Source organism: Halalkalibaculum sp. DA3122, from assembly GCF_043951865.1.
GTDB lineage: Bacteria > Bacteroidota > Rhodothermia > Balneolales > Balneolaceae > JAMQKA01.
This window is the reverse complement of record NZ_JBINJF010000010.1, coordinates 65185-92133: the sequence shown is the minus strand read 5'-3', so window position 1 is coordinate 92133 and position 26949 is coordinate 65185. Positions and strand designations below refer to the sequence as shown.

At 50.9% G+C, this 26949-nt stretch carries 16 protein-coding genes; 8 read left to right on the top strand and 8 right to left on the bottom strand.

The features are described 5' to 3' along the window. Positions 1–58 precede the first annotated feature (58 nt). Positions 59–691, bottom strand: a complete 633-nt coding sequence (locus tag ACG2F4_RS09105; RefSeq protein WP_395260013.1) for an RNA polymerase sigma factor — start codon at positions 689–691, stop codon at positions 59–61. 586 nt (positions 692–1277) lie between these two features. Here ACG2F4_RS09105 and ACG2F4_RS09100 point away from each other — a divergent pair. From ACG2F4_RS09100 to eboC, 3 genes are all read left to right on the top strand, one after another. After that, on the top strand, positions 1278–2183 hold the full coding sequence (locus ACG2F4_RS09100) for an EboA family metabolite traffic protein (protein ID WP_395260009.1): 906 nt from the start codon (positions 1278–1280) through the stop codon (positions 2181–2183). A gap of 70 nt (positions 2184–2253) precedes the next feature. Then, the gene (locus tag ACG2F4_RS09095) at positions 2254–3174 is read left to right on the top strand and encodes a TatD family hydrolase (protein ID WP_395260060.1); all 921 of its coding nucleotides are present in this window, start codon (positions 2254–2256) and stop codon (positions 3172–3174) included. 91 nt (positions 3175–3265) lie between these two features. Further along, entirely contained in the window at positions 3266–4198 is a 933-nt protein-coding gene (gene eboC / locus ACG2F4_RS09090; protein ID WP_395260007.1) for a UbiA-like protein EboC, read from the top strand. Positions 4199–4469: 271 nt separating this feature from the next. On the opposite strand, the gene ACG2F4_RS09085 is transcribed toward eboC, so the two are convergent. The 5 genes from ACG2F4_RS09085 to ACG2F4_RS09065 form a co-directional block, all read right to left on the bottom strand. Then, on the bottom strand, positions 4470–6464 hold the full coding sequence (locus ACG2F4_RS09085; protein ID WP_395260005.1) for an auracyanin family protein: 1995 nt from the start codon (positions 6462–6464) through the stop codon (positions 4470–4472). Positions 6465–6523: 59 nt separating this feature from the next. After that, positions 6524–8395, bottom strand: a complete 1872-nt coding sequence (locus ACG2F4_RS09080) for a family 16 glycoside hydrolase (RefSeq protein WP_395260003.1) — start codon at positions 8393–8395, stop codon at positions 6524–6526. Positions 8396–9000: 605 nt separating this feature from the next. Then, a complete protein-coding gene (locus ACG2F4_RS09075; RefSeq protein WP_395260002.1) occupies positions 9001–9801 on the bottom strand; it encodes a hypothetical protein in 801 nt (266 codons plus the stop codon). Further along, positions 9802–11613 (bottom strand): CRTAC1 family protein, encoded by a 1812-nt coding sequence (locus tag ACG2F4_RS09070; protein WP_395260001.1) that lies wholly within the window; start codon positions 11611–11613, stop codon positions 9802–9804. 10 nt (positions 11614–11623) lie between these two features. Further along, positions 11624–15070, bottom strand: a complete 3447-nt coding sequence (locus ACG2F4_RS09065) for an FG-GAP-like repeat-containing protein (RefSeq protein ID WP_395259998.1) — start codon at positions 15068–15070, stop codon at positions 11624–11626. A gap of 634 nt (positions 15071–15704) precedes the next feature. On the opposite strand from ACG2F4_RS09065, the gene ACG2F4_RS09060 reads away from it, so the two are divergent. Next, positions 15705–16709 (top strand): LacI family DNA-binding transcriptional regulator, encoded by a 1005-nt coding sequence (locus ACG2F4_RS09060; RefSeq protein ID WP_395259995.1) that lies wholly within the window; start codon positions 15705–15707, stop codon positions 16707–16709. A 211-nt stretch (positions 16710–16920) separates the two neighbouring features. Next, positions 16921–17922, top strand: a complete 1002-nt coding sequence (locus ACG2F4_RS09055; RefSeq protein WP_395259994.1) for a LacI family DNA-binding transcriptional regulator — start codon at positions 16921–16923, stop codon at positions 17920–17922. 233 nt (positions 17923–18155) lie between these two features. Here the strand turns inward: ACG2F4_RS09055 and ACG2F4_RS09050 are convergent, their stop codons facing one another. After that, a complete protein-coding gene (locus ACG2F4_RS09050) occupies positions 18156–21611 on the bottom strand; it encodes a methylmalonyl-CoA mutase family protein (RefSeq protein ID WP_395259991.1) in 3456 nt (1151 codons plus the stop codon). A gap of 232 nt (positions 21612–21843) precedes the next feature. Next, positions 21844–23463 (bottom strand): Ig-like domain-containing protein, encoded by a 1620-nt coding sequence (locus ACG2F4_RS09045; protein ID WP_395259988.1) that lies wholly within the window; start codon positions 23461–23463, stop codon positions 21844–21846. 255 nt (positions 23464–23718) lie between these two features. Between ACG2F4_RS09045 and ACG2F4_RS09040 the strand changes: the two genes are divergently transcribed. Genes ACG2F4_RS09040 through ACG2F4_RS09030 form a run of 3 tightly spaced genes read left to right on the top strand, consistent with a single transcriptional unit; the run spans position 23719 to position 26881 of the window. Further along, complete coding sequence (locus ACG2F4_RS09040) at positions 23719–25158, top strand: nicotinate phosphoribosyltransferase (protein ID WP_395259985.1); 1440 nt, start codon at positions 23719–23721, stop codon at positions 25156–25158. Between the two features lie 7 nt (positions 25159–25165). After that, a complete protein-coding gene (gene pncA, locus ACG2F4_RS09035) occupies positions 25166–25777 on the top strand; it encodes a bifunctional nicotinamidase/pyrazinamidase (protein WP_395259982.1) in 612 nt (203 codons plus the stop codon). Between the two features lie 9 nt (positions 25778–25786). Beyond that, positions 25787–26881, top strand: a complete 1095-nt coding sequence (locus ACG2F4_RS09030; RefSeq protein WP_395259980.1) for an NAD(P)/FAD-dependent oxidoreductase — start codon at positions 25787–25789, stop codon at positions 26879–26881. Positions 26882–26949: the final 68 nt, after the last annotated feature.

Genomic DNA, 26949 nt, shown 5'->3' with positions numbered 1-26949 from the left:
TAAGGTTTGCGATATGCCACCCCGGTCAACCCAAGGCAGTAAATAGTTTAAAATAACCCTACATGAAATATTGGGCCATCGGCAGGAAGGTTACCATCAGGGTTATTACCAGTTTCATGATCTCATTATCCAGCAGTGTGCGGAGCGTTTCCATTGCCCGGTAAATATGGTTGCGGACCGACTGGCGGTTGATGGAAAGGATTTGTTCGATTTCTCCGTAGCTCATACCATTATAAAAATGCAGGTATATCACTTCTTTCTGGCGATCGGAAAGCTGATTCAATGCTTTTTTCAGAGCGTTCTTATTTTTATGCTTGATTTCATCGGTGATAATTACATCTTCCCGGCTAAAACGGATAAAAGATCCTTCATCCATTTCTCCAAGATCTCCCTCCGATTTTTTTCCTTTTTTTATCTGGCGCAGAATATTCCGCCTGAGTGACACAAACAGATAAACGTTCGGAGAACCTATGTGATCAAGCTCATCACGTCGTTCCCAAAGGGTTTTAAAGAGCTCCTGGATGCAATCTTTCACAATCTCGGGGCGATGACACAACTTTATCCCGTACCCAAACAACTCTTGATAATAAGCTTCAAAAAGATTCTTAAAAAGCCGCTCCTCCCCCTCTGCAAACCGCTCCCACACCTTTTCTTTGGAGATATTTTGTTCAATCCCTTTTTGTTTATGCATCCCTTTAATATTCCAAAAACAGAACTGTTTTCCCTGTTACAGCTTATGCTTTTTTGAGGACGTTGAGACCCGTTTGTTACCCGTACCATCAGGGTAGGCGAAAATCCTGGCATTCAGGATGTACGATGTAAACAGAGATTTTAAATTAAGTCAGACACCCATTTCATATCCTATGATAATGAAAATTATCTAATTTGCAAGTACAGTCCTGAAAAGCATGAATATCAAATACGTGTATTGCCTGTTTTGCCCATGCAAAAATTTTCCAAAGTATGCGGCTTTTACATTTACATTGTTTTTTTAGAAAATCATCCTTACAGTTCAAACCGGTTTTTGACATTTTATTTACATCGTTGCAAAATATTTTCATGATTTCTTTACATAGATATTTTATACAATAACGAAGGACTTTTAACTGTCGTTTCGGACTAAATTGCGGAATTAAATTTTCGCGTGCGCTAACGCCAATTTTAAATCAGCAACTTTTTCGACATCAACTTCCGCGGAATTTTGTACTGAATTATCTCTGATGGATATCAAATTATCACTTGTTTCATATTTCACCATAATATAGTCTGCTATTACAATGCCTGACTCTCAACTCAATATTACAATTCCCGAATTAAGAAAGACCATCCTTACCTGGCTGGAATCTCATCTTGATGAAGAGGGATTCAACTGGATCCGGAAAACAGTAGATGAACTGAAAGACGGGGCCGAGGACTGGCAATTTTTTTCTTCTTTCAGCGCGGTTCCGAGATACACCGGTAAACAGGAGCTTGACCTTTCGGATACGCAACAAAATACCGCCGAAGAGATCCGAAACGGCTGGAAACCCGGCCGCTGGCGCGTTGACCAGCTGGGGCGGACCTTGCTGATACTCAGTATTGCTGACGGTGATAAGGGTACTTTTCTGGAACGGCTTGAAAAAACATTTGTCTCGGCAGACATGGGAGAGTCGGTGGCCCTCTACCAGGCACTTCCGATTCTACCCTACCCGGAAGCGCTTAAAGAGCGGGGGGCTGAAGGCATCCGCAGTAACATGACTTCCGTATTTAATGCCGTGGCGCTGCACAACCCCTACCCGGCCGACTATTTTGACGAAGGAGCCTGGAACCAGCTGGTGTTGAAAGCCCTGTTTGTTCAAAGCCCCCTTTACCAGATTCAGGGACTCGACCAGCGGGCCAACCAAACGCTTGCCGACATGCTTGTCGACTACGCGCACGAGCGATGGGCGGCCGGGCGAACGGTCTCTCCCGAACTTTGGCGCCCGGTGGGTCCTTTTGCTGAAGGGTCTGTTGTCAAGGATCTGGCAAAAGTATTGGAAGATGATGATCCCGTACAACAGCAGGCCGGCATCCTGGCACTTTCCGCCAGCAGTGACCAGCAGACCGAGCAGCTGGTTGAACAACACCGGGAGCTGCTGGATGAAATCAGATCTCAACAGATCACCTGGGATGAGATCGGGGAAAAAGCCGAAGCGTATCGATAGCTTCTCGTGGCGTCTTCTACTAAACCAAATGCATAATTAAATTTTTATACTGACTATGGCTTTTGAAGATATGATGTTTATTGATCCGCATGTTCACATGATCTCCCGCACCACCGATGATTACGAGGCGATGCGCCGCGGGGGCGTTGTGGCTGTCATTGAACCCGCTTTCTGGATCGGGCAGCCGCGCACCAACGTGGGCTCCATGCTCGACTATTTCAGCATGATTGTGGGCTGGGAGCGGTTCCGGGCCAGGCAGTTTGGCGTCCAGCACTACTGCACGATCGGGCTGAATGCCAAGGAGGCCAACAACGAGGAGCTCGCCGAAAAGACGATGGACCTGCTGCCCCGCTACGCGGCAAAAGAGGGCGTGGTAGCAATTGGCGAGATTGGCTACGACGACATGACCGACCTCGAGGAGCACTACTTCCATGAACAGCTGGAATTGGCCAAAAAGATGGACATGCTGGTGCTGATCCACACGCCCCACCGCAACAAAAAGCAGGGCACCATCCGCAGCATGGACCTGTGTGAGGAGCACGGGCTGGATCCCGGAAAAGTGATTGTGGACCATAACAATGAAGAAACGGTGGAGGATGTGCTGGATCGCGGCTACTGGACCGCTTTCACCATCTATCCCGGGACCAAGATGGGTAATGAACGAATGGTGGAAATCGTCAAGCAGTACGGCACCGAACGGATTTTTATCGACAGCGCCGCCGACTGGGGCCGCAGCGATCCACTGGGTGTACCCAAGACGGCCAAGCTGATGCTGCAGCGCGGTATTTCGGAGGAGCAGGTCAAAAAAGTGTGCTACCAAAACGCACTGGATGCCTACAAGCAGAGCGGTCAGTTTAATGAAGAGGACTGGCTGGAACGTCCCAAAATTGACCAGCGGGAAACGTTCAGCGGAAACTCGGTGCTCCGGGGCGGGCGCGATCCGTTTGTTGAGGAGGAAGAGCCGAGCAAGGACGACCTGATTATTGAGTAGGATATGTTAACAACTGATGTGCGACATATTATGGAACTGTGTCGCACTTCAATCCCTCAATTCACAATCCCTCCAATAAATTGACGTGACTGTGCCCTCTTCCCAAAATCGTGTAAAACACTCACTTGGCACCCGGCTGTTTGCCTATCTCCAAACCATGCGTCCGGCCAATATCGTTACGGCTTTTGCTGATATTTTGGCGGGGTTTGCCGTTGCCGGTGGGGTTATCGCTTTTCGGGATGGAATTTCAGCATATCCTGACGGCCTCGTATGGCTGCTGCTTGCCACGTTCGGACTGTATGGCGGCGGTGTGGTGTTCAATGATTATTTTGATGCGGAGCTGGATGCCCGGGAGCGACCGGAGCGACCGATTCCCAGTGGACGCGCTTCCCGAACCGGGGTCGGGATACTCGGCGTCCTGCTGTTTTTTTTCGGTTGGTCAGCGGCCTTCCAGGTGAATGCCTACAGCCTCGTACTTGCCGTACTGATTACTGCGGGCTCCCTCGTTTACGACCGCTGGGCCAAACATTCTACACTATGGGGACCACTGCTGATGGGGCTGCTGCGCGGCTGGAACCTGCTGCTGGGATGCAGTATTGTACCGATAGCCATGCTGATGGAATGGTACCTGCCTTTCATTCCGATCGCTTATATCGCATCCATTACGCTGATCAGCCAGGGTGAGGTGCATGGCGGTTCCCGGAAGTCCGGATTATCTTCACTTGGATTGATTATCCTGGTAACGGGTGCCCTCATCGTCCTGGGACTGCACTCCTCTTATGAATTCATGGTTGCCGTGCCGTTTGTAATACTATTCGCAGCTGCCGTTTTTCCACCATTTCTCAAGGCTGCTCTTAACCCAAACCCGGCCTTTATTCGACAGGCTGTAAAACGGGGTGTGATATGCCTGATATTGCTGAACAGTGCATTAGCTGCGGGTTTTGGCGGTTTTTTTCTGGGCTTGTTCGTTGCCATGCTCCTACCTGTTTCAGCGGGACTCGCCAAAATCTTTGCCGTAACCTGAAATAAGGACTTACAGGTGGTGATGGCGATATCCCTAAAACAACAATGAAATGATGAAATGCCTTCGGGAGTTAAGCTAAACGGGCACAGGCGATATCGTTATTACAGGCTTAAAAGACCCTTTGCAGAACTTGCTATTTAGTTGGGAGGTTAAATTTGTGCCACCGATCTTATTGACCTTATAAACGGGAGTACAACTCCCTCAGAACGAGGAATTGAGGGAGTTCCAGAGCCTTCTTAAAATAAATAAACCGGCGTTCACAGGCTACATGCTACTCCGTCACCGTCATGACACCCTGCATGGTCTGCCAGTGCCCTGGGAAGGTGCACACGTAGGGATACTCATCCGGCTGTTCGGGGGCTGTAAAGAAGATGGACTCGGATTCGCCCACCTCGAGCAGGCTGGTGAAGAAGAGGACATCCTCGGAGTCTGGTACGTAACCGCGCTGTGGACCCTCCAGCCCCATATTCATGGCCCTCTGGGCTACCCGTTCCAGCGCTCCGGGCTGTACAATAAGTAAGTTGTGAAGAAGATCCGTGGGGTTGTTAAACGTTATTCTCACCCTGCTGCCGGCCTCCACTTCGAAATCGGTGACATCAAACAGCATCGGAGACTCCGCGTTGATCGTTATTACCTTGTCGGGACCATTGGTCCATGACTCCGGCATCTGCGTGCGGTGTTTTACGGGATCAAAACCCTGCTCGCCAGATCTACCCTCCTGGCTTTTCGTACCGGCCTCATCGTCTGCCACAGCCAGCGGTTCACCCTCAGGGATGTTTTTCATTGTATAGTAGCCTACAGAATGCAGGAGTGGATAGCCGGTCCCTGCCTCCCGTATCCCTTCGGCCTTAATTTCATGGACATACCCTTTGCGGATATTATCAACGACCAGGCGGGCGGATAGTCCGTCATCGGCAACCTGTACATACGTTACCGGGGCCTGTTCCTGGTTGATGATATCGCTGCCGTATGTGGAGTGATATTTATAGGTAAAGCCCGATATGTTGTATGAAGCGGGATCAGACGCCGTCTCGGGGTCCACCGGCTTCGTAAATGTAAGTTCAAAACCATCGGGACGGGCGTGAATTTCCTTGATCTCAAACGGGGTCTCTCCATTCCAGACCAGCCGCTGCAGGCCGTACAGTTCCGGACCGGTGGAGCTCCATCCGCGGCTGGTCATGCCCACATACATATTGGAGTTGCCCTGTCCCCAGTTCATGCGCAGCACGCCGGACTCAAATCCATCCCGAAACGGAAAGACCACCCCCTGATATTCTCCATTGACCTTTTCCTGGAACACGCGCATCACTTTACTCTGACCCTGGTCTCCCACAAAAAGCTGGCCATCAAACGGTCCAAATTCGGCTTCGGTATTATCCAGGAGGATATCGGAGGTAGAGATTCCCATGACCCCGTGCGGAAACCAGACGGAAGGCGTCTTAAGCTCGGGAATATCCTCGGCTACCCCATGCATCGGTTCACCGGTATCCGGGATATCTTCCGGCCTGAGGTCGAGTGGAGAACCGGGCAGGTGCGACCAGCGAAGACCTCTCGGATTGCCCGCAAAATCGCCTTTCTCCAGGTGGGTGATATTTCCGGAGCCTACCCAGTCGCCCTGGTTTTCAGAATAGAAGAGGTCACCTTCGGCATTGAATGCAAAACCGGCTGGCGAGCGGAGTCCACTGGCCAGGGGCGTCACCTCTTTCCCATCGGGTGAGACCTGCAGCAGCCAGCCGTCCCATTTGGAGAGGGCCTCGCCGTAGCCGATCCACGCCAGGTTTACCGTAACCAGCATATCGCCGGAAGGCGTGAATTTTGGTCCGTAAAAATACTCGTGGTAATTCCCGGAAAGCGGCCGGTCCCACACCGTATTGTACTCATCGGCACGGCCATCGCCGTCGGTATCCTCCAGCCGGGTGATCTCGGGGCGCTGCGTCACGTAGATACTGCCATCCCGGTAAGTAAGACCGAGCGGTTCATGCAGGCCTTCCGCAAACAGGGTGTACTCGGGATCGTCGCTGTCCGGGTTATTGATTATCCAGACCTCCCCGCGGCGGGTGCACACGGCCAGGCTTCCGTCCGGCAGTACGTCCATACCCCCCACCTCCAGAAAAACATCATCCGGTATGGGAATATCGACGATTTCGTAATAGTATGACTCAGTGGGGATATCTGACTGGGCGAAACCGGTACCCGTTGATACAATCAGGAGGATTATACCCGTTATCCCCCAAATGAATACCTTCTCGAAGTATGCAGAATTCATTCTAAATAGTGCTTTAAAAAGTTGGTTCAGGTTCTTCATCATCAGCAAATCAGTTAACGCTACCAGATAATTTCGTATTCAATGATAGTCTCGGTTCCGTCGGTCAGTACAGGGATGCGGAGGTCGTAGTCCTCGCCGTTTTGTACAACTTGAGGTGACTGGCTGCCGGTATTCACCACATTCAGGTAATATGTGCGGTCATCCACCACATATTCCCCGGAAGAATTTTGAGAGATCTCATCACCAGAAGCCAGCTGAAACCATATATCCTGCTGCGGCTGCGGAGCTTCTAATTCCACGGTGCGGATCAGCCGGCGATTATCATCGGTGCCGGTAAAGCGATCTCGCACTTGGACTTCGCCCAGGGAGTACTTAAAGGTGGGCCACCCTCCTTCACCGATGGAGTATCCCTGCACATCCAGCTGATCCCAGGAAAGCGAGTCGGGCCAAGCCGTTGAAGGGCTGTTCAGCTCTGCGATAGCGGGATGTCCCCTGAATATAACCGGCGGACCGGCCGGCTTGGCAATTTGTGGCTGCCCGCGATTAATCCACATCTCATTGGTATTCACAAAGGGTCCCTCCCAGGCGTTTAACAAAGCAAATTGCCCCAGGTCATAGCTATAATTAATGCCGTTTGGGGAACCTATATTAACCACATGCGTGCGCTTTCCGCCATTATGCATGGCAAAGGAGCGGAGCGTTTTTACACGATCGTCAGGTGGATTCACAACCAGGTCTTGCAGCTCGCGACCGCTGCCCGGCACGGATGATGATTTGTGGAGAGGCTGCAGTCGCAGCTTGGGGCCTTCAGCGAACAGGGAGAGGCCCCAGTACCAGTTGTTGGGATGTTTCAGGTATTCGAGGGTAAAGCTGTGCTGGCCGCTCTCTAGCTCCATCGTTTTTGAGGCCAGCTGGTGCACGCGGTGGACTTCCGACTGGTCAAACACCGGCTGCCCGTCAATGAGCATGCGCACCATCCCGGCATTGCGGAGTTTAAAGAGATAGGTGCCGCTGTTGGGCGCTTCCAGGGTGCCCGTATAGCGCAGCGCGTAACGGTCATCCCGTTCCACCACATTCCCCGCCAGCGAATCTGTGTTGGCGGTTTCACCGGCCTCCAGTGAGCTGAAGTCGGGCATCTGATCGTACTCACCGGGATAATACTCGTAGGTCAGATCGTCGAGTGAAATACTGGTCTTGTCGTACCGCTTGTACTCAATATTTCGAAGAGCCACCGGGCCGTGATCGCCCTGTATCATCAGTGGACCTTCGGGCACCTCATCCTGGAAGGCGGCCGCCCGGGTGGGGCCGGTAACTTCCACATCCTCCTGCACGAGCGAACCGTTCAGCCAGACCTCCTTGAATTTGGCGTTGGAAATCTTGTTCCCATTTTCATCAAATTCCGGAGCCTGGAACAGTATTCTGTAATGCTGCCACAGACCCGGTGCACGAGCCGCATTCAGCAAGGGCGCACTTCCTTCAAATCCTTTCTGGCCCTCCGGCTGACTGTCATCCCAACGTTGATAAATGCCACCCACATCGCTAAACTGTGGTTCGTCCACGCCCCAGCTGTCCAGCAGCTGCACTTCATAGCGGCCCATCAGGTAAATGCCGGAGTTGGAGCCTTTCGGCATCAGGAAATCCAGTTCAAGCTCCAGGTCTCCATGTTCCCACTGGGTAAAAATGTGCTCCTGGTGTTCCTCGTTCGGGATATTTACCAATATCCCGGTTCCTTCCAGCGGGTTGAGGTCATGCTCGGTTTGGCGGTCACTTTCCACCCCTCCGGCAACAGTCCAGTTGTCAGTCACCGTCTGAAAGGCCTCCAGGTTTTCCAGCGAAATTTGGTTCATCGACAGGGTCTCCACCGGGGACTCCCGCTCCTCTTTAGAGGTGCCGCATGCCTGAATAACAAAAAACAGGGCGCAAAATCCCATCACGCCTGCCCAACTTCTTGGTAATACTAAAAAACGGTTCTGCATAAAATCCTCTGATTATCTGGAGATAATAAATTCAGTTGAATGTACTAAAAGTTTTTGTTCGTTTAACAGTCAAATCCAAAACTTGCCCATTTGTCAGCACCAGGATGTTATTGTTCCTGCGAACGAATCCTGACCTTTCGGATGCGCCCGGTGCCTCCGCAAATCCTGCAGGCGCAACCATCACTTATTTACTTGCCAGAAGGCTTTGCACAACCCTCAATTCCTCGTTCTGAGGGAGTTGTACTCCCGTTAAAAGGTCACCAAGGTCGGTAGTACAACTACCTCCCAACAAAATAGCAGGTTCTGCAAAAGTCCCTTGCCAATAAATCGGCGCTTGGAACCAAGTCAGTTACACAAAATCATGTTAGGAGAGTTATTTGACCTGTGTCCGTACTCAATTTTGTCAAAAACCCGTCGAAAATTATTTGAACGGGCTCCCCATTGACTTTGACGACAAAACGCCAAGATCAATCATGCGTAAAATTATCTTATAGCGGGCTTTACAAATCCTGTTATGCACTTTCCTTTTCTGTAACCTGCGGGGATTCCGACTGATTTTGCTATCGCTCCCTCCAGTTTTTTTCGATAATCATGGCCAACGGTCCCACAACAAACAACGCATAGAACGGGGCATACACCGCCTCATTCATCCGGAAGATCATCTCAACAAAGGCGATCAAAAACGCCACCAGGTATTGTCCCCTTTTGGACTTCACCGTGGTGACGGGGTCGGTGATCATGAAGAGCACAAACAGCTGGTACATCGGTCCCGAAATCGGGGCAATTTCCGCCAGAAAAGGATCTCCTGAAAGGAAGCTGCGCACATAGGCAAAGAGCAGAAATGAGACCACGTACGTACCGCAGATATGGAACCGTTTCAGCCGCCAGATAGATACAAACCCGATGATCCAGATCACCAGCATGGGCCACATGTTGTTGCCCCATTGAATGCTCAGGATAGCCACATCATCGTATGCCAGAAGTAATATGGCTACAATCCCGAAGTTGGAGGGATTCCAGATATGGCTGCCCTTGTAACGCAGCACATATTTTGAGGCGATCGACAGCATGCTCGTCAGGGCGTAGGTCCACAGGAAGGGAGAGCGAATGAGGATACCAACGCTGATTCCGGAAATATAGGCGCTGTTTAAGCTCCTCCACTCTCCCAGCAATAGCCGGTGCAGCACCAGCTCCGTGACCATGCTGGCACCAATGGCCGTACCCAGTTTTTTATAATCCTCCAGGATGCCAAACGAGAGATGGGCTGCGATGAGAATGCCGGTAATAAGCAGCGGTGGAGTATACCCCCGGTTATACCTGAATTCCGATACGAAAGTCTTCACTTTTTGGACGAGCTGCATCTAGTTGTTCTCCGGTTCTACAATGTGATGTTGCTTGTTTACTTCCGGAGATTTAATGGTCTGGCTGATGCCGGATGGCCACCGAATTTCAGCTTTTGTAATCTGTGGATCTGGTCCCAATCCAAAATGCAGCGGGCGCTGGTTCTGGGCGCTGAAACCGCTGGCTCCCATCACCGTTTGCACCTGGCTGCGGCCATCCCAGTACAGTTCTACTTCGGCCCCGATGGCGCTCCGGTTACTTTTGGTGCCTTCCAGCCTAAATTCTATCCAGATATTATTCTCTTCGACCTTGGTATTGTAGATCTTAAACGGTCCACCCTGGGTGGAGACCAGCACATCCAGCGAGCCGTTTTGGTCAAGGTCGGCCAATGCCACGGCCCGGCTGTCCAGTTTCAATGCACCGCCCACAGCACTGGATACCTCCTGGAATCTGCCGGCCCCGTCATTGATCCATATGCGGTTCTGCTGATAGCCCGAAAGGCTGCGGCCCTCCATGGCGGGCCAGTTTTTGGCGTCGGAAATAATTTGTTCATGTCCACCTGCCACTTTGGAAAAATCATACCAGTAGTCCTCATCCTGGTCCGCCGAAATATAGCCATTGGCCACATAGAGGTCGAGGTAGCCGTCGTTGTTGAGGTCGCCGAACTGCGCGCCATAGCTCCATCCGCCAAGCTCCACCCCCAAATTCCCGGCCATATTCTGGAGTTGAAGCTCCTGCTCTTTGGTACTGGTGACCGGCATCCAGAGGTTGTTACCCTGGATGAGCACGCCCGGCTCAGAAATATTGGTCACATAGATACCGTATTTTCCTTCGTTCATAATATCGCCAAAGGAGACGTTCATGCCGCTTTTGGGGGCAAAGCCCATCCCGGCCTCGTTGCCCATCTCTTCAAACTTTTTGCCACCGTGGTTTATATAGAGCTCATCAACACCATAATCATTGGCCACCACAAGATCGGGATAGCCGGAGTCGTTCAGATCGACCGCCGCCGCTGAAAAAGACCAGCGATTGCTAACCAGTCCCATCTGCTCGCTAACCTCTTTGAACGTGCCGTCCCCTTCGTTGTGGAACAGGAATTTGCGCCCCCCGTTGGTGGAATACTCAAAACTTTCGGGCATTATCTTGGTCGTTTCCAGATCCCACAGGTTGATATCTTCATCATAATACCCTCCTATGAACAGATCGATTCGGCCATCCCGGTCGTAATCAAACCAGACGGCGGTGTTGGCGTTCACCCATTCAGGCAGGCCCGCCTGGTCGGTAACCCGGGTAAAGCCCTCTCCCTGGTCGTTGTGAAACAGTTCGGGTTTGCCCCATTTAAAGACCAGGAGATCTTCATACCCGTCATTGTCATAATCACCCCATACAGAACCCATGGATGTACCGTTTGCCACAGGCTGTTCATTCAGCATAGCCACGCCCATCTTCTCGGCCACATCGGTAAAGGTGCCGTCCCCGTTGTTCCTGTAAAGCGCATTCTTGGTGCCCTCGGCGCTGTTGGTCAGGTAGAAATCGTGATACCCGTCATTATTAAAGTCTGCAACTGACACAGAGGCGCCCACCGAGGCGACCTGGGGCATGATATGATCGAGCCTGGGATCCAGCTTCGGCGGGTGATGCTGAAAATTTACGCCTAACTGACCGGCGGTCTCCTGCATGTAAAAGCCATAGCGGCTGAGGGCTTCCTCCTGTCCCTCTTTACTTGTCTCCTCCTGCTGCCATTCTTCCAGCTTATCAAGTGCCGCAGGGGTAGCCAACAGCCCGATAAAGAAAATCACGATGCCAATTTTGGCGGATTTATTCGTATTCATCACTCGCTTGCTATTGCTTGCCTTTGTTTTCAAATCGCAACGCGGTACGTAACAGTTCGGGCGTTATGTACCGCGTGTGAAACCGTGCCCAGTCCTCCTTGTGCTTTTGGTAGACGGGATCATGCTCCAGCTTCCCCGGGTTCTCCGAATAATCTTCCATGCCGTGGTACGGTAAAGGAATAACTGTTTTGGAATGTCCCGTATTGTAATCCCCGTCTTTTACCCAGCCATCGCCGATCAAAATGAAATCGCGCTCCCAGCCTTCAGGGGGTGGAGCGGGGGCTTTGAACTTGAACACCAGCTCATCCCCGGCATTCATAATAACATAGCGGTCATCGATCTCTTGCACAAGTTCGCCCACCTCGCCAAACCGGGTGTAATACCCCACCAGGTCAATCCACTGCGGAGTGGTGCTGGCGATATTCTGGTAATCGGGAATTTCCGGCGCAAAACGGCTCTTGCGATGCAATTCTGAGAATCCACGATACCGGAGTTCGGCCACCTCTGGCTGGAGTTTTTGGGTCTTTATATCAGCGTCCGGCTTGCCTTCCGACCATGATATCCGGTCCCAGTAAATCTCCATATTGGTGGAAAGCCGCACTTTTTGAGGGATATCTTCGATCGACAGATCGCTCAGGTTGATCAATACCGTTTTACTTTTACCTGCGGGAAAGCCGATATCATCTTTCACCGTTTTCCACCCGCCGTTTCCATCGGGCACCTGCAGGTGAATGCCGTGCGGCGGCTGATGGCTACCCTGGCTGATCGCCACGTTGATAGAACTATCGGTGGGATAGACCCATCCGTCGGCCACCAGGTACACCGGTTTTTGTTTGTTGAATTGCTGCTCGCCCAGATCCACTTCCAGGTAATGTTCTTTTGCCAGTCCCTGGTAGGCCGTGAGGTCAAATGTATCCACATAACGGGCATCCTTTTTGCGGATCAAGTCGGTTACATCGGTGCGGTCCTGGTCAATCGCTTTTTGTACCGGATTAAGGGTACTCATGGGATAAAGCTTTTGCTCCGGTGCAGGCAGGTAAAACCGCTCATTGGCCATCACTTCCGTGTCTTTAGGATGATCCACCACCATCATGGAGACGTGATCAAAGAAGTGCGTCTCCCAGAGTTCGGCTGTTATGCGAACATCGTAGTATCCATCTTTGGGTTTGAGCTGGTCGCCCTCAATCTTAACCCAGTCGATACTGTGTACTACGCTGCCCTCTCCCTGCGCATTAATTCGGAGTCCCAATGCCGTTCGCCACAGAAAGTCGGTGACAAACTCCATCTCCTCCCCATTGTGGGTAAATATCCACGGGCAGGAACCTTTCAACAGCTGCTCGTTAAATATTTTTGATCCGTAGCCCAGCTCGGCAAATTCCGCCTGCACGGAACCATTGGGCCATAAAATCCGCAGCATTTCGGCCTCGTCATACGTTCCCAGTCCGAAATGAACCACCGGTGCATCGATAAGCTGTTTGTGATAGAGCAGGCCCGACCGTATTTCGATCTCCCCGCCAATGCCAAACGAATTGATCCGCTGATCGCCCACCGTGCCGGAGGCCCGCGGACTGATCATCCGCCCATTATAGTCCATCTCACCGGCGTTGTTAATGACCTGCATCGGGGTCCCTCCTGCCATGCCGATCAGGTCCAGCCGGTTGTTGCCGTTCATATCCGTAGTTGAAACCAGGTTACCCGGCAATGAGCTGCTGTGCAGGGCAAAATCCAGCTTCGCATCACTGAGCCAAAGCTGGCTGCCACTGTCAGTTGAGATAATTAAATCGAGCCCGCCGTTGTTATCAAAATCCTGGACAAACAGTTTTTTATAGGAACTCCCGGCGACAGGTGAATTCAACTCGGCAACAGTTTCTGTGTCAAACTCCGGGCTTTCGGGTGATGCATAGACTCGCACCACCGCCTGGTCCGTCAGGGCCGCGATATCGAGGTATGAGTCACTATCTAAATCGGTAATGCGGATGGAGTGCACGGCCGGTAGTTCCGGCAGATCGTCTACACGCTCAAACTCTCCCATCCGTTGATTTCGATAGACGACAAGCTCTCCGTTGCTGGCCAGGAATACGGCGTCCGCATCGCCGTCGGCATCGATATCGCCCCATGCGAAATCAACCGGGTTCTGTACTTCACCAAACAGTTCCGCAATGGAAAAGGTACCGTCTCCGTTGTTTCTGAGCACCCGTGGAGACTCCTCTTCGCGGGCCAGCACCAGATCCAGGTCGCCATCCAGATCCAGATCGGCCTTCCAAACACCTGAGTAGCTGTCATTTATAATTGAGGGCGGCAACCCGACTTGCGGGGTAATGTCATTGAACTGCTTGCCTTCCATCTGCTCATAGAGCCTTAATCCCTGTGACCCGGCGAATGCCAAATCATTGAGGAAATCATAATTGTAGTCGAACGTCTCGATCGCCGAGCGATGAATGCCATTTTCTGCGAGCGAAACCGAAAATGACGGCCCGTCCTGGAAAGCCGCGGTGTTTGGGCCGAGGGTCATCACATCCGGGATGGTGTCTTCCGCCAGCGTCAGATGAAAAGCCAGGTTCCAGTCGCCTTCCGCCACATCCAGCGGCTCCTGTGTAAAAGTAATACCCGTATCAGGTGCTTCATTCAGCGTGCTGGGTTCAGGCAGCCACAGAAACTCTGTCAGCAAAAAGCCGACCTGGTTCGGTGGCAGTTCAATCTGGTCAAAATCGGCTTCAAATCCAGATAGCTTGTTCAGGTTGTTCCTCAGATAGGCGATCTCGAAGGTAAGGTTCTCAATCGGCTGACTCAGAATTTCCTCCCTGAGGTCGTCAAATTCATTTTTTATCTCTTCCGGCCAGCTCTCCGATTGCTCTGCCAGCTGATCCAGCGACCGTTCCAGCAGCGACGCGTCATCCATTTTGGGAGCCAGGCGAGTCATCTCCAGCAGTACCGCCAAATTTTGCGGGTTTTGGCTGCGCAGCTCGTTTAGCAGATTCCGTATTTGATCAGCGTTTTCTCCCGCATCCTGGCGTTCCAGCTCAGAAATTAACGTATAAGTTATGCGCGAGTTTTCCGGGGAGATTTCATGTGCCTTTTGAAGATGATCAATCGCCGCCTGTATATTGCCCCTTCGACTCTCCAGGATGCCAAAGAGAAACTGGATGTCGGCATTATCGGGGGCCAGGCTTTCTGCTTTTGACAGCTGTTCTGCTGCCAGCTCAAAATTTCCTCTTCGCATCGAGAATACGCCGATATTGGCCCATGCGGCCGGTTCCCGGGGATAACTTTCCGTAATGCCATTCATCTTTTCTGCCGCAAAAACAGCCTGATCCGACTCAATGGCCGCCAGGCTCAGGTAAAATGCCGAAACCGCCTCCCGGTATTCTTCCGACGTGGGATCAGGCGGTGTAGGCTCGGAACAGGAGATGAGCAAAAAAGAAGAGACGAACGTCAATAACAGTAACCTTCCAACCATATAGTCAATATTGAACAAATGTTAATTGTTGGCAATTATAAATCGACAGCCCTCATTGTGCATTATGCGGGTGAAACAGCACGCAATATTCTTCGTGATTCGGCATCAGGGAGCGGCTGGCATGCACTACCGGCTCAGTGCCCTTGCTGAACAAACAAGAATATAACCCACAACCTGTCTTAATATTAACATTGAGAGCCCTGGAAGTCCATTCTTAATTTGATCAAATATATGCAAAAGTGCCGCTGTTTTCGAGCCTTGTTTTATTTCGTTTGCATGGTATTCAATTTTTTTGTGATGTTAGGTTGTAACATTCCACCTATTTCAAAATACCATTCCAGCATCAGTTTGCTGTCCTATCTCCTGTTGGTTTGTAGATCCGAATAATTAATGAATCGCATATCGGCATATACCACGGGTTTTGCTGACTTGTAACCAACTTGTGGTAACGAACTATTTAGGCTGGTCATAATAATCAGTCGAGACAAATGGGAATATTGTCCATTCAATAATGCAATTTTTTTGCAAAAAATATCACCTTTTGCCATACTGTCTGGTTATAAAACAGTAAAAACGGGTGGGCAAACGGTTGTATTATCGTACCTGCATTCATTAATCTCTCAAAGACAAACCGTTGAAAGTTACTCTTAAAGATATCGCGAATGAGGCAGGCTTTTCGATCTCCACGGTGTCCCGCGTGTTGAACGGGTCCAGCAAAATCAGCCCGGATACCAGGCGCGTCGTCCTGCAAACAGCTAAAAAGCTGAACTATCCCGTTTTTTTTGCTGCTAACGGGGATCGTGTTCCGCACACGCTGAATATATTTCTGATCGTATCGGGATTTCATGTCGGAGAGTTTTATGCCTCTTTTTTTGACGGTATCAACCGTGCGGCTGAAGAACAGAATATCCGCCTTGCGTTGCTGAGTATGAACAAACCGTTACCGGAGGTGATCGAACAGCTAAAAAAGCTGGCCGTAAATGGCCATTCGGACGGGCTCATCCTCTTTACGCCCGAACTAAAAAAACAGGACTACCTGGAGATCAGGGAAGAACTGCCCGACCGTTTCCCACTGCTTTCCAATGGACTCATTGAAAGCCCGGTATTTACCACTGTCTCATTCGACAGTTACAGCGGTGGCTTTATGACCGCGGAGCATTTTCATGAACGAGGCTATGAGAAATGCGGAATTATTCAGGGTCCTTTTCAAAAGGCCGAAGCCCGGTACCGGGCAAACGGTTTCAGGGACTATACACTGCAGACCTCTTCCATGGAAATTGTCTGGGAGTACAACGGCAACTACACTTTTGATGGCGGAACAGAGGCGTTCCATGACTATCTTGCAACCCGTCCCAAACCCCGGGCCATTTTTGCCTGCAGTGATGCGATGTGCCACGGATTCATGGAAGAAGCGCTGCTTCACGGCTACCGGTTTCCCGATGATATCGCCATCACCGGCTTCGATGACTTGCCGATATGCCGGCGCCACCGTCCCACGATCACTTCAGTACATACCGATTACAAGCAGCTGGGGTGCGTTACAATGGAAAAAATACGAGAAATCGCGGCCAGCCCCAACCAGCAGGAAGGGGTGCTGAGCCTGGTGCCTGTCAACCTGATTATCCGAAATTCTTCCTGAAAATGAAGAATTATGACTCTCTTTTACATGATGAAATATTTTCGCATTGGCGTTTCATTAAAACGGAATAAGTGGTTATTTTTTCGATGAACAAATTCAATCTGAATGCCCAAAATATCAATAAGGCTATACCTCATTAATTCCACTATTTATAACGCTCAATAAAAATTTGTCTTAATATTTTTAATAAAACTGTTGGATCCATATAATTTTGAAAGTAACACTTAAAGATATAGCAGAAAGCACGGGATACTCCATATCAACCGTTTCCAGGGTGCTCAACGGTTCCGAAAAAATTGGCGAAGTGGCACGCAAAAAAATTCTCGTCACCGCCAAAAACATGAACTATCCCATTCCTGAAGAGATCAATGACGATTCGATATACAATGCGTTAAAAATATTTTTTATCGTAACCGGGTTTCACCGGGGAGAGTTTTACTCCTCCTTTTTCCATGGTATCAATCAAGCCGTTGAGAAGGGAAATATTCGCCTGTCGTTAATCAGTATCCAGAAACCGTTTGATGAACTTCTTCTCACCATCAAAGACCTGAGCAATCAAAAGTATGACGGGCTTGTCCTGTATACTCCCGGCTTTAACCGGGAGGAATACGAAAAAATCAAGGAGGTTCTTCCGGAAAACTACCCGGTGGTCTCAAACCACAATATCGAGAATCCGGTCTTTCCCACCATCACGTTCGACAGCTACAGCGGCGGGTACCTGGCGGCCCAGCATTTTAATGAGCGGGGCTACAAGGATCTCGGCATCATTGAGGGGCCGATACAGCGTACCGGTTCACGCAACCGCGCCAATGGATTCAAAGACTTTATCCGTAAAACACCCGGGCTTAACCTGGCATGGGAATTCAGGGGGGAGTTGAAGCCGGAGTCGGGCGTCAAGGCGTTTAAGGAGTTTCACAAGCTCGACAAAAAGCCACGGGCGATTTTCTCCTGTAACGATGTGATGGCTCACGCCTTTATGCAGGAAGCGCTCGCCAAAGATTACCAGTTTCCTGATGACATAGCGATTGTCGGGTATGATGATCTGCCGCTCTGCTCTCGCAACCGACCGACGATCTCCTCTATTCACACCGACTACGAGCGGCTGGGGGCTGTTACTATCGACCTCATGAAAGAGATGCTGTCCAATTCACAGTCACAGCAGGGGATTATTACCTTCGTCCCGGTCAGCCTGAGCGCCCGTGAGTCGTCCTGATTCCGGTGAGTGAAAGTAGTTCTATGTCCTCTGCCCTTGTCAAAGAGAGATTATCCCGGTTGAGAAAGGTCCTATAACCCTTGACTTCTTCGACATTCATAATCTCCAACCGGTGATTTTGGGGCTTCGTTTTGTTCACACCAAAACGAACATTCCTTGCCAGAAGAGGGCTTTCGATTTTTTTTAACCAGTATCAACACCTCTTCCAAGGAAGCAATCGCATCGGTGGACTGCTACATGTTGCGGCGGTACTCCCCGCCGACCTCGTACAGGGCGTGGGTGATTTCTCCCAGTGAGGCGACTTTCACCGTCTCCATCAGTTCTTCAAAAATATTTTGCCCGTTTCGGGCGGCCTGTTTCAGCGAGGCAAGCGCTTCCGCTGACTCTCTCCGGTTCCTTCTCTGGAACGCCTCCAGGCCGGCGATCTGCTGCTCTTTTTCCGATGCGGTAGAACGAATCAGCTCAACCGCGTGATCCTCCTCTTCCTCCTGTTCACCCAGGAACGTATTGACGCCGATTACCGGGTGCTCACCACTGTGCTTCTGTGACTCATAATGGAGACTTTCATCCTGTATTTTTCCCCGTTGATACATCGTTTCCATGGCACCCAGCACACCGCCCCGCTCAGTCAGGCGATCAAACTCCGACAAGATAGCCTCTTCAACAAGATCAGTCAGTTCCTCAATGAAATAAGAACCCTGGTTGATATTTTCGTTTTTGGCCGTCCCCAGCTCTTTGTTGATGATAAGCTGAATGGCCAGGGCCCGGCGTACCGACTCTTCAGTAGGCGTGGTTATCGCCTCATCATAGGCGTTGGTATGCAGCGAGTTGCAGTTGTCATATATTGCCATCAACGCCTGGAGCGTGGTACGGATGTCGTTAAACTGAATCTCCCGGGCGTGGAGGGAACGCCCGCTGGTTTGGATATGGTATTTAAGCTTCTGAGAGCGTTTGTTCGCTCCATACTTTTCTCGCATGGCCACCGCCCAGATTCGACGGGCCACCCGGCCGATAACGGCATATTCGGGATCCAGTCCATTACTGAAAAAGAAAGACAAATTCCGGGCAAAATCATCGACATCCATTCCGCGAGAGAGATAGTATTCCACGTAGGTGAATCCATTGGCCAGGGTAAATGCCGCCTGGGTGATCGGGTTGGCTCCCGCCTCCGCGATATGGTAGCCCGAAATCGATACGGAGTAATAATTACGCATGTTATTTTTCGTAAAATACTCCTGTATGTCACCCATCATGCGGAGTGCAAACTCGGTGGAAAAGATGCAGGTGTTCTGGGCCTGATCCTCCTTCAGGATATCAGCCTGCACCGTTCCGCGCACTACCTTCAACGTCTCCTCCTTAATCTGCTGGTAGGTCTGCCGGTCAACCAGCTTGTCTCCTGAAATTCCGAGCAGCCCCAGTCCAAACCCGTCATTTGTTGCCGGCAACTCTTCCTGGTATTCCGGCGGCGATACCTGGCGCTGTCGAAAGTAGCGCTTAATTTCTTTTTCCGCCTCTTCCCATTTCCCGTTTTCCCTGAGATATCGCTCCACCTCCTGGTCGATTGCTGTATTCATAAACATCGCTAAAATCATCGGTGCAGGACCGTTGATCGTCATTGATACCGATGTTTTACGGGAAGCAAGATCGAATCCTGAATAGAGTTTTTTCATATCGTCCAGCGTACAAATACTTACGCCGGAGTTTCCGATTTTCCCGTAGATATCCGGCCGGTGATCGGGGTCTTCTCCGTACAGTGTCACCGAATCAAATGCTGTAGAGAGTCGTGCAGCGGGCATTCCCTCACTCACATAGTGAAACCGCTTGTTCGTGCGTTCAGGAGTTCCCTCCCCGGCAAACATGCGGGTGGGTTCCTCTCCTTTCCGTTTAAAAGGGAACACCCCCGCCGTAAAGGGGTAATGGCCGGGCAGGTTTTCTTTAAGTGCATATTTGAGCTGTTCTCCCTTGTGCTTGGTTTTTGGTACCGAAACCCGCGGAATTTTCAGTCCGCTGAGCGATTTCCGGTACATTTTGTTGGAAAATGTCCGCCCTCTTATTTGTACATCCACCTGCTCCTGGCGGTATTTTTCAACGGTTTCGTCCCACTGGTCCAAAATTTTCTTGCAGCGGGCATCGAGCTTACTCCGCCAGTGGTTCTGCATCTCCTCAAGTGTATCGCTTATCGCCTCCTTTCCATCTGGCTTCCAGGCTTCGACCTGCAGGCGGGTTCCCTGCACCTGTTCCAGTTTAGCTGCAATCTCCACCTGTTCTTCCGCCCACCGGTGGTAGTCCCGAATGGTCTCCGAAATCTCTGAAAGATATCGCTGTCGGTTGCCCGGAATAATACCCTGTGATTCAATATTTTCTGCCGGTTCCGCGCTGGTGTAGTGCTCGGTTTTCCACTTCAGGCTGTACCGCTCATTAATCCGATCCACCAGCGCCTTGAAGAGGCGATTTACCCCCTCGTCATTAAATTGTGCCGCAATAGTCGGGTATACCGGCATCTGCTCAGGCTTGCTGTCCCACGCCCCGAGATTCCGTTTCATCTGCTTTCGGACATCACGGAGTGCATCTTGCGAGCCTTTCTTCTCAAATTTGTTCAACACCACAAAATCTGCCAGGTCCAGCATGTTGATCTTCTCGAGCTGTGTAGCGGCGCCGTATTCGCTGGTCATCACATACAGCGGTATATCGGCCACCTCTACAATTTCGGTGTCGCTTTGCCCTATCCCGCTGGTTTCGATAATAACCAGGTCGAAGCCGGCGGATTTAAAAACCTCAACAGCACCCCGCACGGCGTTGCTTGTGGTCCGATTCGTGGCGCGGGTGGCCATACTTCGCATGTACACCCGCCCCGTATCGATGCTGTTCATACGGATGCGGTCGCCCAGCAAAGCACCGCCGGTCCGTATTTTCGAAGGATCGATGGAAATAATGACGATCTGCAGGTCATTGAACTCCTGTAGAAACCGCCGCACCAGTTCATCCGTGAGGGAGCTCTTCCCCGCCCCGCCGGTGCCGGTGATACCCACCAGGGGTACGGGCTGACCGTTGCTTTCATGCCTGAGGATATTTCCGCGTTTATCCAAAAGTTTTCCACCCTGGTATTTCAGTATCGTTTCATGTCCGTTTTCCAGGGCCGATATGGAACGGGCCAGCGTTTTTTCATCTCCCTGCAATATTTTGCGGGGATCAATCGCTTCCAGTTCCCCCGTGTCAAAGTCGCACTGCTCCAGCATAAAGTTGATCATTCCCTGCAACCCCAGTGTGCTGCCGTCGTCCGGGGAAAAAATACGAGTTACGCCATACGCTTCCAGCTCTGCAATCTCATCATCCACGATGACGCCACCACCACCGCCAAATACCTTGATATGGGAAGCTTCCTTCTCTTCCAGCAGATCAATCATATATTTGAAATACTCCATATGCCCCCCCTGGTAGGAGCTGACCGCAATGCCCTGTACATCTTCCTGGATAGCACAGTCCACAATCTGGCGTACCGACCGGTTGTGGCCAAGATGGATTACTTCCGCCCCGCTGCTCTGAAGAATCCGACGCATGATATTGATACTGGCATCGTGTCCGTCAAAAAGGCTTGCGGCTGTCACAAATCGGATCTTGTGGCTTGCCTGATATACATTTCGGTCGCTTTCAGTTATTTTGGTATGCGTGGTGGTGTTCCCGTTTTCCATAATTGAAAACAATTTATATTGGTAGATGGCTTTGCAACTCCCTCAATTCCTCGTTCCGAGGGAGTTGTACTCCCGTTTAAAAGGTCAATACGGTCGGTAGTGCAACTTACCTCCCAACAATATAGCAGGTTCTGCTAAGGGTTCTCGTATTCACCTGTTCTGCAGGTAAATTTATTTAGCTTTTTGTGGTTTGCAGTACCTTCTTCCTATGTCAACGATCTGCTTTACCCATTTATTCGAACGTAACGGTCACCTCGGAGGTAAATGCCTTCTCAACCGGAATATTTCGCTGTATAAAGTAGGGTTCCGGGGCTTTAAATGGTTGAACCTGGCCCGAATCCCATTCCCCGTTGTCATTCAGGTCGCCATAGATGATCGCCTTGTATTCCAGCGGGGCCAGGTCTTTCAGTTCAACAGATTCCGAAAAAGTGGTATCGACGATCAAGCCGCGCTCACTGGTTGTCAATGCCAGGTGGTAGGAGCGATTGTCCGAGCTGTCTGCCAGGGCAAATTCAATATTCCCGAAATCGGAGGGGTGCCATACCTCAAGAGCATACGATTTCCGCCGGCCGGCACCCGGATTCCATGCCCTGATTTCATAATCCAGACCCTGCTCCCATTCTCCCGGGGGAGCGATCCTCAGCCGGTTACCCGCTATCTCCACGTGCTGCCATCCTTCAATAAGGGAGTCTCCGGCCACCACCTGCAGGGAGTCGGTCAAAAGACGACCGGTAATCGATTTGGCGTATATAATCTCCAGGGGTTCCCCGGGATAGACGCCGCCCTCGATTTTACGCCCGATGATGCGCTGCTGTGTCGTGTCTTCCTGTGCTGATCCTTCAAACTGAAAAGTCGACAACGGCTGATTGTTGCCTGCCAGGTCCCGTATATTTTTTGCTTCTACCTGGTAACTTTGCTGTGCTCCCAGGTCATCTTCACTTTCGGCGAACAGTACGTATTGTTCGTTCGGCAATACATAGAGTGGATTGGCATCGGTATACTTCTCTCCAAGCGTATCTGCAATGGTAATCTGGCTGCTGTCGGTGAGCTGAATGTTTTCACTAAACCGGAGGCGCATACGCCGGCTCGAAAAAAGCCCCACTCCCTGAAGGCGCGGGCGCGTAGTATCAGAAACATCCTTATATATTGTACCCAGGGTATCTTTACCCGCTTTTTCGAGCGTAACCATCTCGCGGTAAAAAGGTTGCGCCCGCTCCCGCTCCTTTTCCCAAATTTTGCTCCTGTTCTGATCGTTCACCCAGAACACCTTGTATTCACCCGGACTCAAATAACTGAAGTTAAAGCGTCCGCTGGTATCAGTCTGTGCGAGGTAATCCGCTTTTCGAGAAAGATCGACCGGGCGCCGGTACAGAAGCACGCGGTCTCCCGTGTCGCCCTTCCCGGTTTGGGCATCCACAATGCGGCCGGCGATCTCTCCTTCATCGATATCCGGGCCGGTCGACACGGCGATTTTCTGGGGTTCGGTCATCTCGTTGCCCCGGGTGTCAGACAGATCTGTTCCAATGGTGACCAAAATAGTCGTTGAATCGGGGAGTTCCTGGTCAAATTCTATTGCCACCGATTTTCTTCCCCAGTCCAGCGAGTAGTCTAACCCTATGTCAGGCTCAATGACAATGGCCTCTCGGAGTGAAGACCGTTCCACGAATTCAGAAAATGAAATTTCTATCTCCCTCCCCCCGAAATTGGTGGTCCCCGGTTCTGGCTGAATTTGTATGATCCTGGGTCCCTCCTGGTCTGGCTCTCCTCCAGAAGGACTTGTGGGAGTCGCACATCCGCCTGCCAGGTACACCAGGAATCCGAATAGCAGCAGTATGACCGTTAAATTTCTCAAATAGCCAGCGGTTTGGTTAGTATTTTCAGGCAGGGAATATAACGGATAAGAAATTAAATGTGAGACCTCAATTCGAGGACCGTCCTGCCTGCAAATTTAATTTCCGGTAATCCGGTCTTCTTGTTTAGGCTTGTGGTTTATCAAAAATATCGCCTCTTCTAAGCAGAATATTTTTGAAGTACTCTGCAAACTCAGTAGATCAGATCATTTATTTGGAACGATTTAACTTTTTATATTGTGCCATAATCCAACATTATGAAAGATACCAAAACCACATACACCGGGAAGCAGACGTTGACGCGTCCTGCTCTCTATACCGATTACTACGAACTTACAATGACCCAGGGGTATTTCCTGTCTGGCCGGCAGGATGAACCCGCCGTATTCGACTATTTTTTTCGCGACAATCCTTTCGACGGCGGCTATGTCATCTTTGCCGGGCTATCCGATCTCCTGGAAATTCTTTCCGGCTTCAGGTTCCATGACGACGAACTTCAATATTTGGCTGACGAGGGATTTCATCCCGATTTCCTGGAGTACCTTCGCGACTTTGAACTGGACGCCACCCTCTATTCAGCCCGGGAGGGTGAAGTGGTTTTTCCTCTCGAACCTGTTGTTCGCGTAGAGGGAAATATCATCGAAACCCAGATCCTGGAGACCCTCCTGTTGAATATACTCAATTTTGAGTCCCTCATTGCCACCAAGGCGTCTAGGATGAAATATGCGGCTGAAGATCGGACTATTCTCGATTTCGGGCTCCGGCGGGCACAGGGATTGGGTGGCATCCAGGCCAGCAAGGCTGCTGTTATCGGAGGAGTGAAGGCGACCTCAAATGTGTATGCCTCCCATCGGCATGGACTGCCCGCCAGCGGGACGATGGCCCACTCCTGGATTCAGTCGTTTAATACAGAGCTCGAGGCGTTCCGCACATTTGCCGAATATTATGCCAACGATACCGTTCTGCTCGTCGACACCTATGACACGCTGCAGATTGGAGTGCCAAATGCAATCAAAGTCGCCAAGGAGATGGAAAAACGGGGTGAACGTCTGAAAGGAATTCGCCTGGACAGTGGCGACCTTGCCTATTTTGCCCGTAAATCCCGCCGGATGCTGGACGAAGCCGGCCTGGACTATGTAAAAATTGCGGCTTCAAATCAGCTGGACGAGCGGCTGATAAAAAGCTTGTTGAGTCAAGATGCGCCGATCGACCTGTTTGGGGTGGGCACACGGCTGGTAACAGGGCAAGATTCGCCGGCCCTTGACGGCGTTTACAAGCTGTGCGAGGTCAATGGAGATCCCCGGCTGAAGCTCTCCGAAAATGTCGAAAAAATCACGCTTCCCGGTCGGAAGAAGGTCTGCCGATACCTGTACGAAGACGGCACCTTTTACGGGGATGGCATCATGTTGGAGGGCGAGACCGATACAAAAACGATTATCCATCCCCATTATCCCTCCAAAAGAAGCGAGGTCGGTCAGTTCCGCAGTGAGGAGCTGCTTCACAAAGTATTTGATCGCGGAGAACGGATCATCGACTTACCAACTGCAGCTGAATCTGCAACATATGCTCAAAAACGCCTTGAGCTGCTTAATCCCGAACACAAAAGGTTCGAGAATCCTCATATCTACAAGGTGGGTATCAGCAAAGAACTGATGGAGTTGCGGGATAATTTATCTCAGAAATTGAAAAAAAACTGACTTGGTTATGCAAGCTTTATTGATTATCGACGTACAAAATGATTTTTGTCCCGGTGGGGCTCTTGAGGTACCACGGGGTGATGAAGTGGTACCGGTCATCAATCATCTTTCTGACACATTTGATATTGTGGTCCAAACCCAGGACTGGCATCCCGAGGGACACTCCTCTTTTGCCTCTTCCCACGAGGGGAAAAAGCCATTTGAAACAGTACAAATGCCGTATGGCCAACAGACACTCTGGCCCGACCACTGTGTGCAGGGGTCCCGCGGAGCCGAATTTCACCGTGCGCTGGAGACCCGGCAAACCCAGCTGATCGTCCGCAAAGGATTCCGAAAGCAGATAGATTCCTATTCGGCCTTCTACGAAAATGACAATGAGACCAGTACAGGGTTGGCCGGATATCTCCGGGAGCGCCAAATTGATACCCTGTATGCAGTAGGGCTGGCGACGGACTTTTGTGTAAAATGGTCGGTAATTGACGGGCTTAACGAGGGTTTTGAGGTTTTTGTCATCGAAGATGCCGTTCGAGGAATCGATATTGACGGTTCTGTTGAGCAGGCCTGGGCAGAAATGAAGGATGCCGGCGCCCAGAAAATCATGTCAAGTGAACTTTTATAGCCCGACCCATTGACTGATTCAACATTCGATTTTTGTATCCTGGGGGCCGGGCTTGCCGGTCTTTCCCTGGCCGATGCCTTAACGGAACGGAATTGCCGCGTATGTGTGATTGAAAAAAATGAGATCGCCTCCGGGGCCTCCGGGACGCCACTGGGTATGGTCAATCCCGCCACCGGCCGCAGGGCCACCAAAACGTGGCGGGCGGAGCAGTGCTACGAGGCGGTATATAAAACGCTCTGGAAAGTTGCCCCCTTTTCTGAAGAACCGTTCTTTACACGAAACGGCGTACTGCGGCCCGCGCTTACTGAGAAAATTGCGCGGAAAATGAAAAATCAGCTGGAAAAAACGGCCTGGCCTCACGGCTGGTGCGAGTGGCTGAGCAGGGAGCAGATACAGCGGAAACACCCCGGCATCAATTGCGTGGAAGGCGGACTGTGGCTGCCTGTCGGGCTTACGGTGGATGTTACCCAGTATCTACAGGCCCTGGCACGATATCTTGAAACGCAGGGAGCAACCGTTATTGAACACGCGGACTACCAGCTCAACCAAACCAGTGCCGGGTGGACGGTCAGCCTGGAAACTCGCGAGATAAACTGCGACAAGCTGGTCTTTGCCACCGGTTTTGACATGACCAGGCATCCATTCTGGGATTTCTTGCCTCTTCACCCGATAAAGGGACAGATGGCGATCTTCCAGCCGGATGAACCTCTTCCGTTTGAACATTCCATTTCCAGTCTCGGGTACATTGCCCATATCGGCAACCAATGGTACGCCCAGGGCAGTACCTATGAACACGATTTTGAATCTCTCAACACCGACGAGTATGGAGAGGAGTACCTCCGCAACCGGTTGAGGCGGACCCTTCCGGAACTGGAAGCCAACTCCACCCTGGTGGGACAGTGGGCCGGAGTCCGCATTTCTACTCCCAACCGCAAACCCGTGCTTGGAGAACATCCCGGGCAAAACCACCTCTATGCCTACACCGGACTTGGTTCAAAGGGACTGATGTACGGTAAATTCCTGGCCAATCACTATGCTGATCATCTCCTGGATGGACGTACTCTTTTTGACGCTGTCGATATTCAACGATTTGAGGAAGGATAGATCGCCATTTATAGTTGCAATATCCCCGTGACCGGAATATAAACCAGCGGATTGACCCCTTTCAAAGC

Bases quoted from the DNA above. Each gene is read 5' to 3' on its own strand.
- ACG2F4_RS09105 (WP_395260013.1), bottom strand. From the start codon at position 691: ATGCATAAACAAAAAGGGATTGAACAAAATATCTCCAAAGAAAAGGTG.
- ACG2F4_RS09100 (WP_395260009.1), top strand. From the start codon at position 1,278: ATGCCTGACTCTCAACTCAATATTACAATTCCCGAATTAAGAAAGACC.
- ACG2F4_RS09095 (WP_395260060.1), top strand. From the start codon at position 2,254: ATGATGTTTATTGATCCGCATGTTCACATGATCTCCCGCACCACCGAT.
- ACG2F4_RS09085 (WP_395260005.1), bottom strand. From the start codon at position 6,464: ATGAATTCTGCATACTTCGAGAAGGTATTCATTTGGGGGATAACGGGT.
- ACG2F4_RS09080 (WP_395260003.1), bottom strand. From the start codon at position 8,395: ATGGGATTTTGCGCCCTGTTTTTTGTTATTCAGGCATGCGGCACCTCT.
- ACG2F4_RS09075 (WP_395260002.1), bottom strand. From the start codon at position 9,801: ATGCAGCTCGTCCAAAAAGTGAAGACTTTCGTATCGGAATTCAGGTAT.
- ACG2F4_RS09070 (WP_395260001.1), bottom strand. From the start codon at position 11,613: ATGAATACGAATAAATCCGCCAAAATTGGCATCGTGATTTTCTTTATC.
- ACG2F4_RS09065 (WP_395259998.1), bottom strand. From the start codon at position 15,070: ATGGTTGGAAGGTTACTGTTATTGACGTTCGTCTCTTCTTTTTTGCTC.
- ACG2F4_RS09050 (WP_395259991.1), bottom strand. From the start codon at position 21,611: ATGGAAAACGGGAACACCACCACGCATACCAAAATAACTGAAAGCGAC.
- ACG2F4_RS09040 (WP_395259985.1), top strand. From the start codon at position 23,719: ATGAAAGATACCAAAACCACATACACCGGGAAGCAGACGTTGACGCGT.
- pncA (WP_395259982.1), top strand. From the start codon at position 25,166: ATGCAAGCTTTATTGATTATCGACGTACAAAATGATTTTTGTCCCGGT.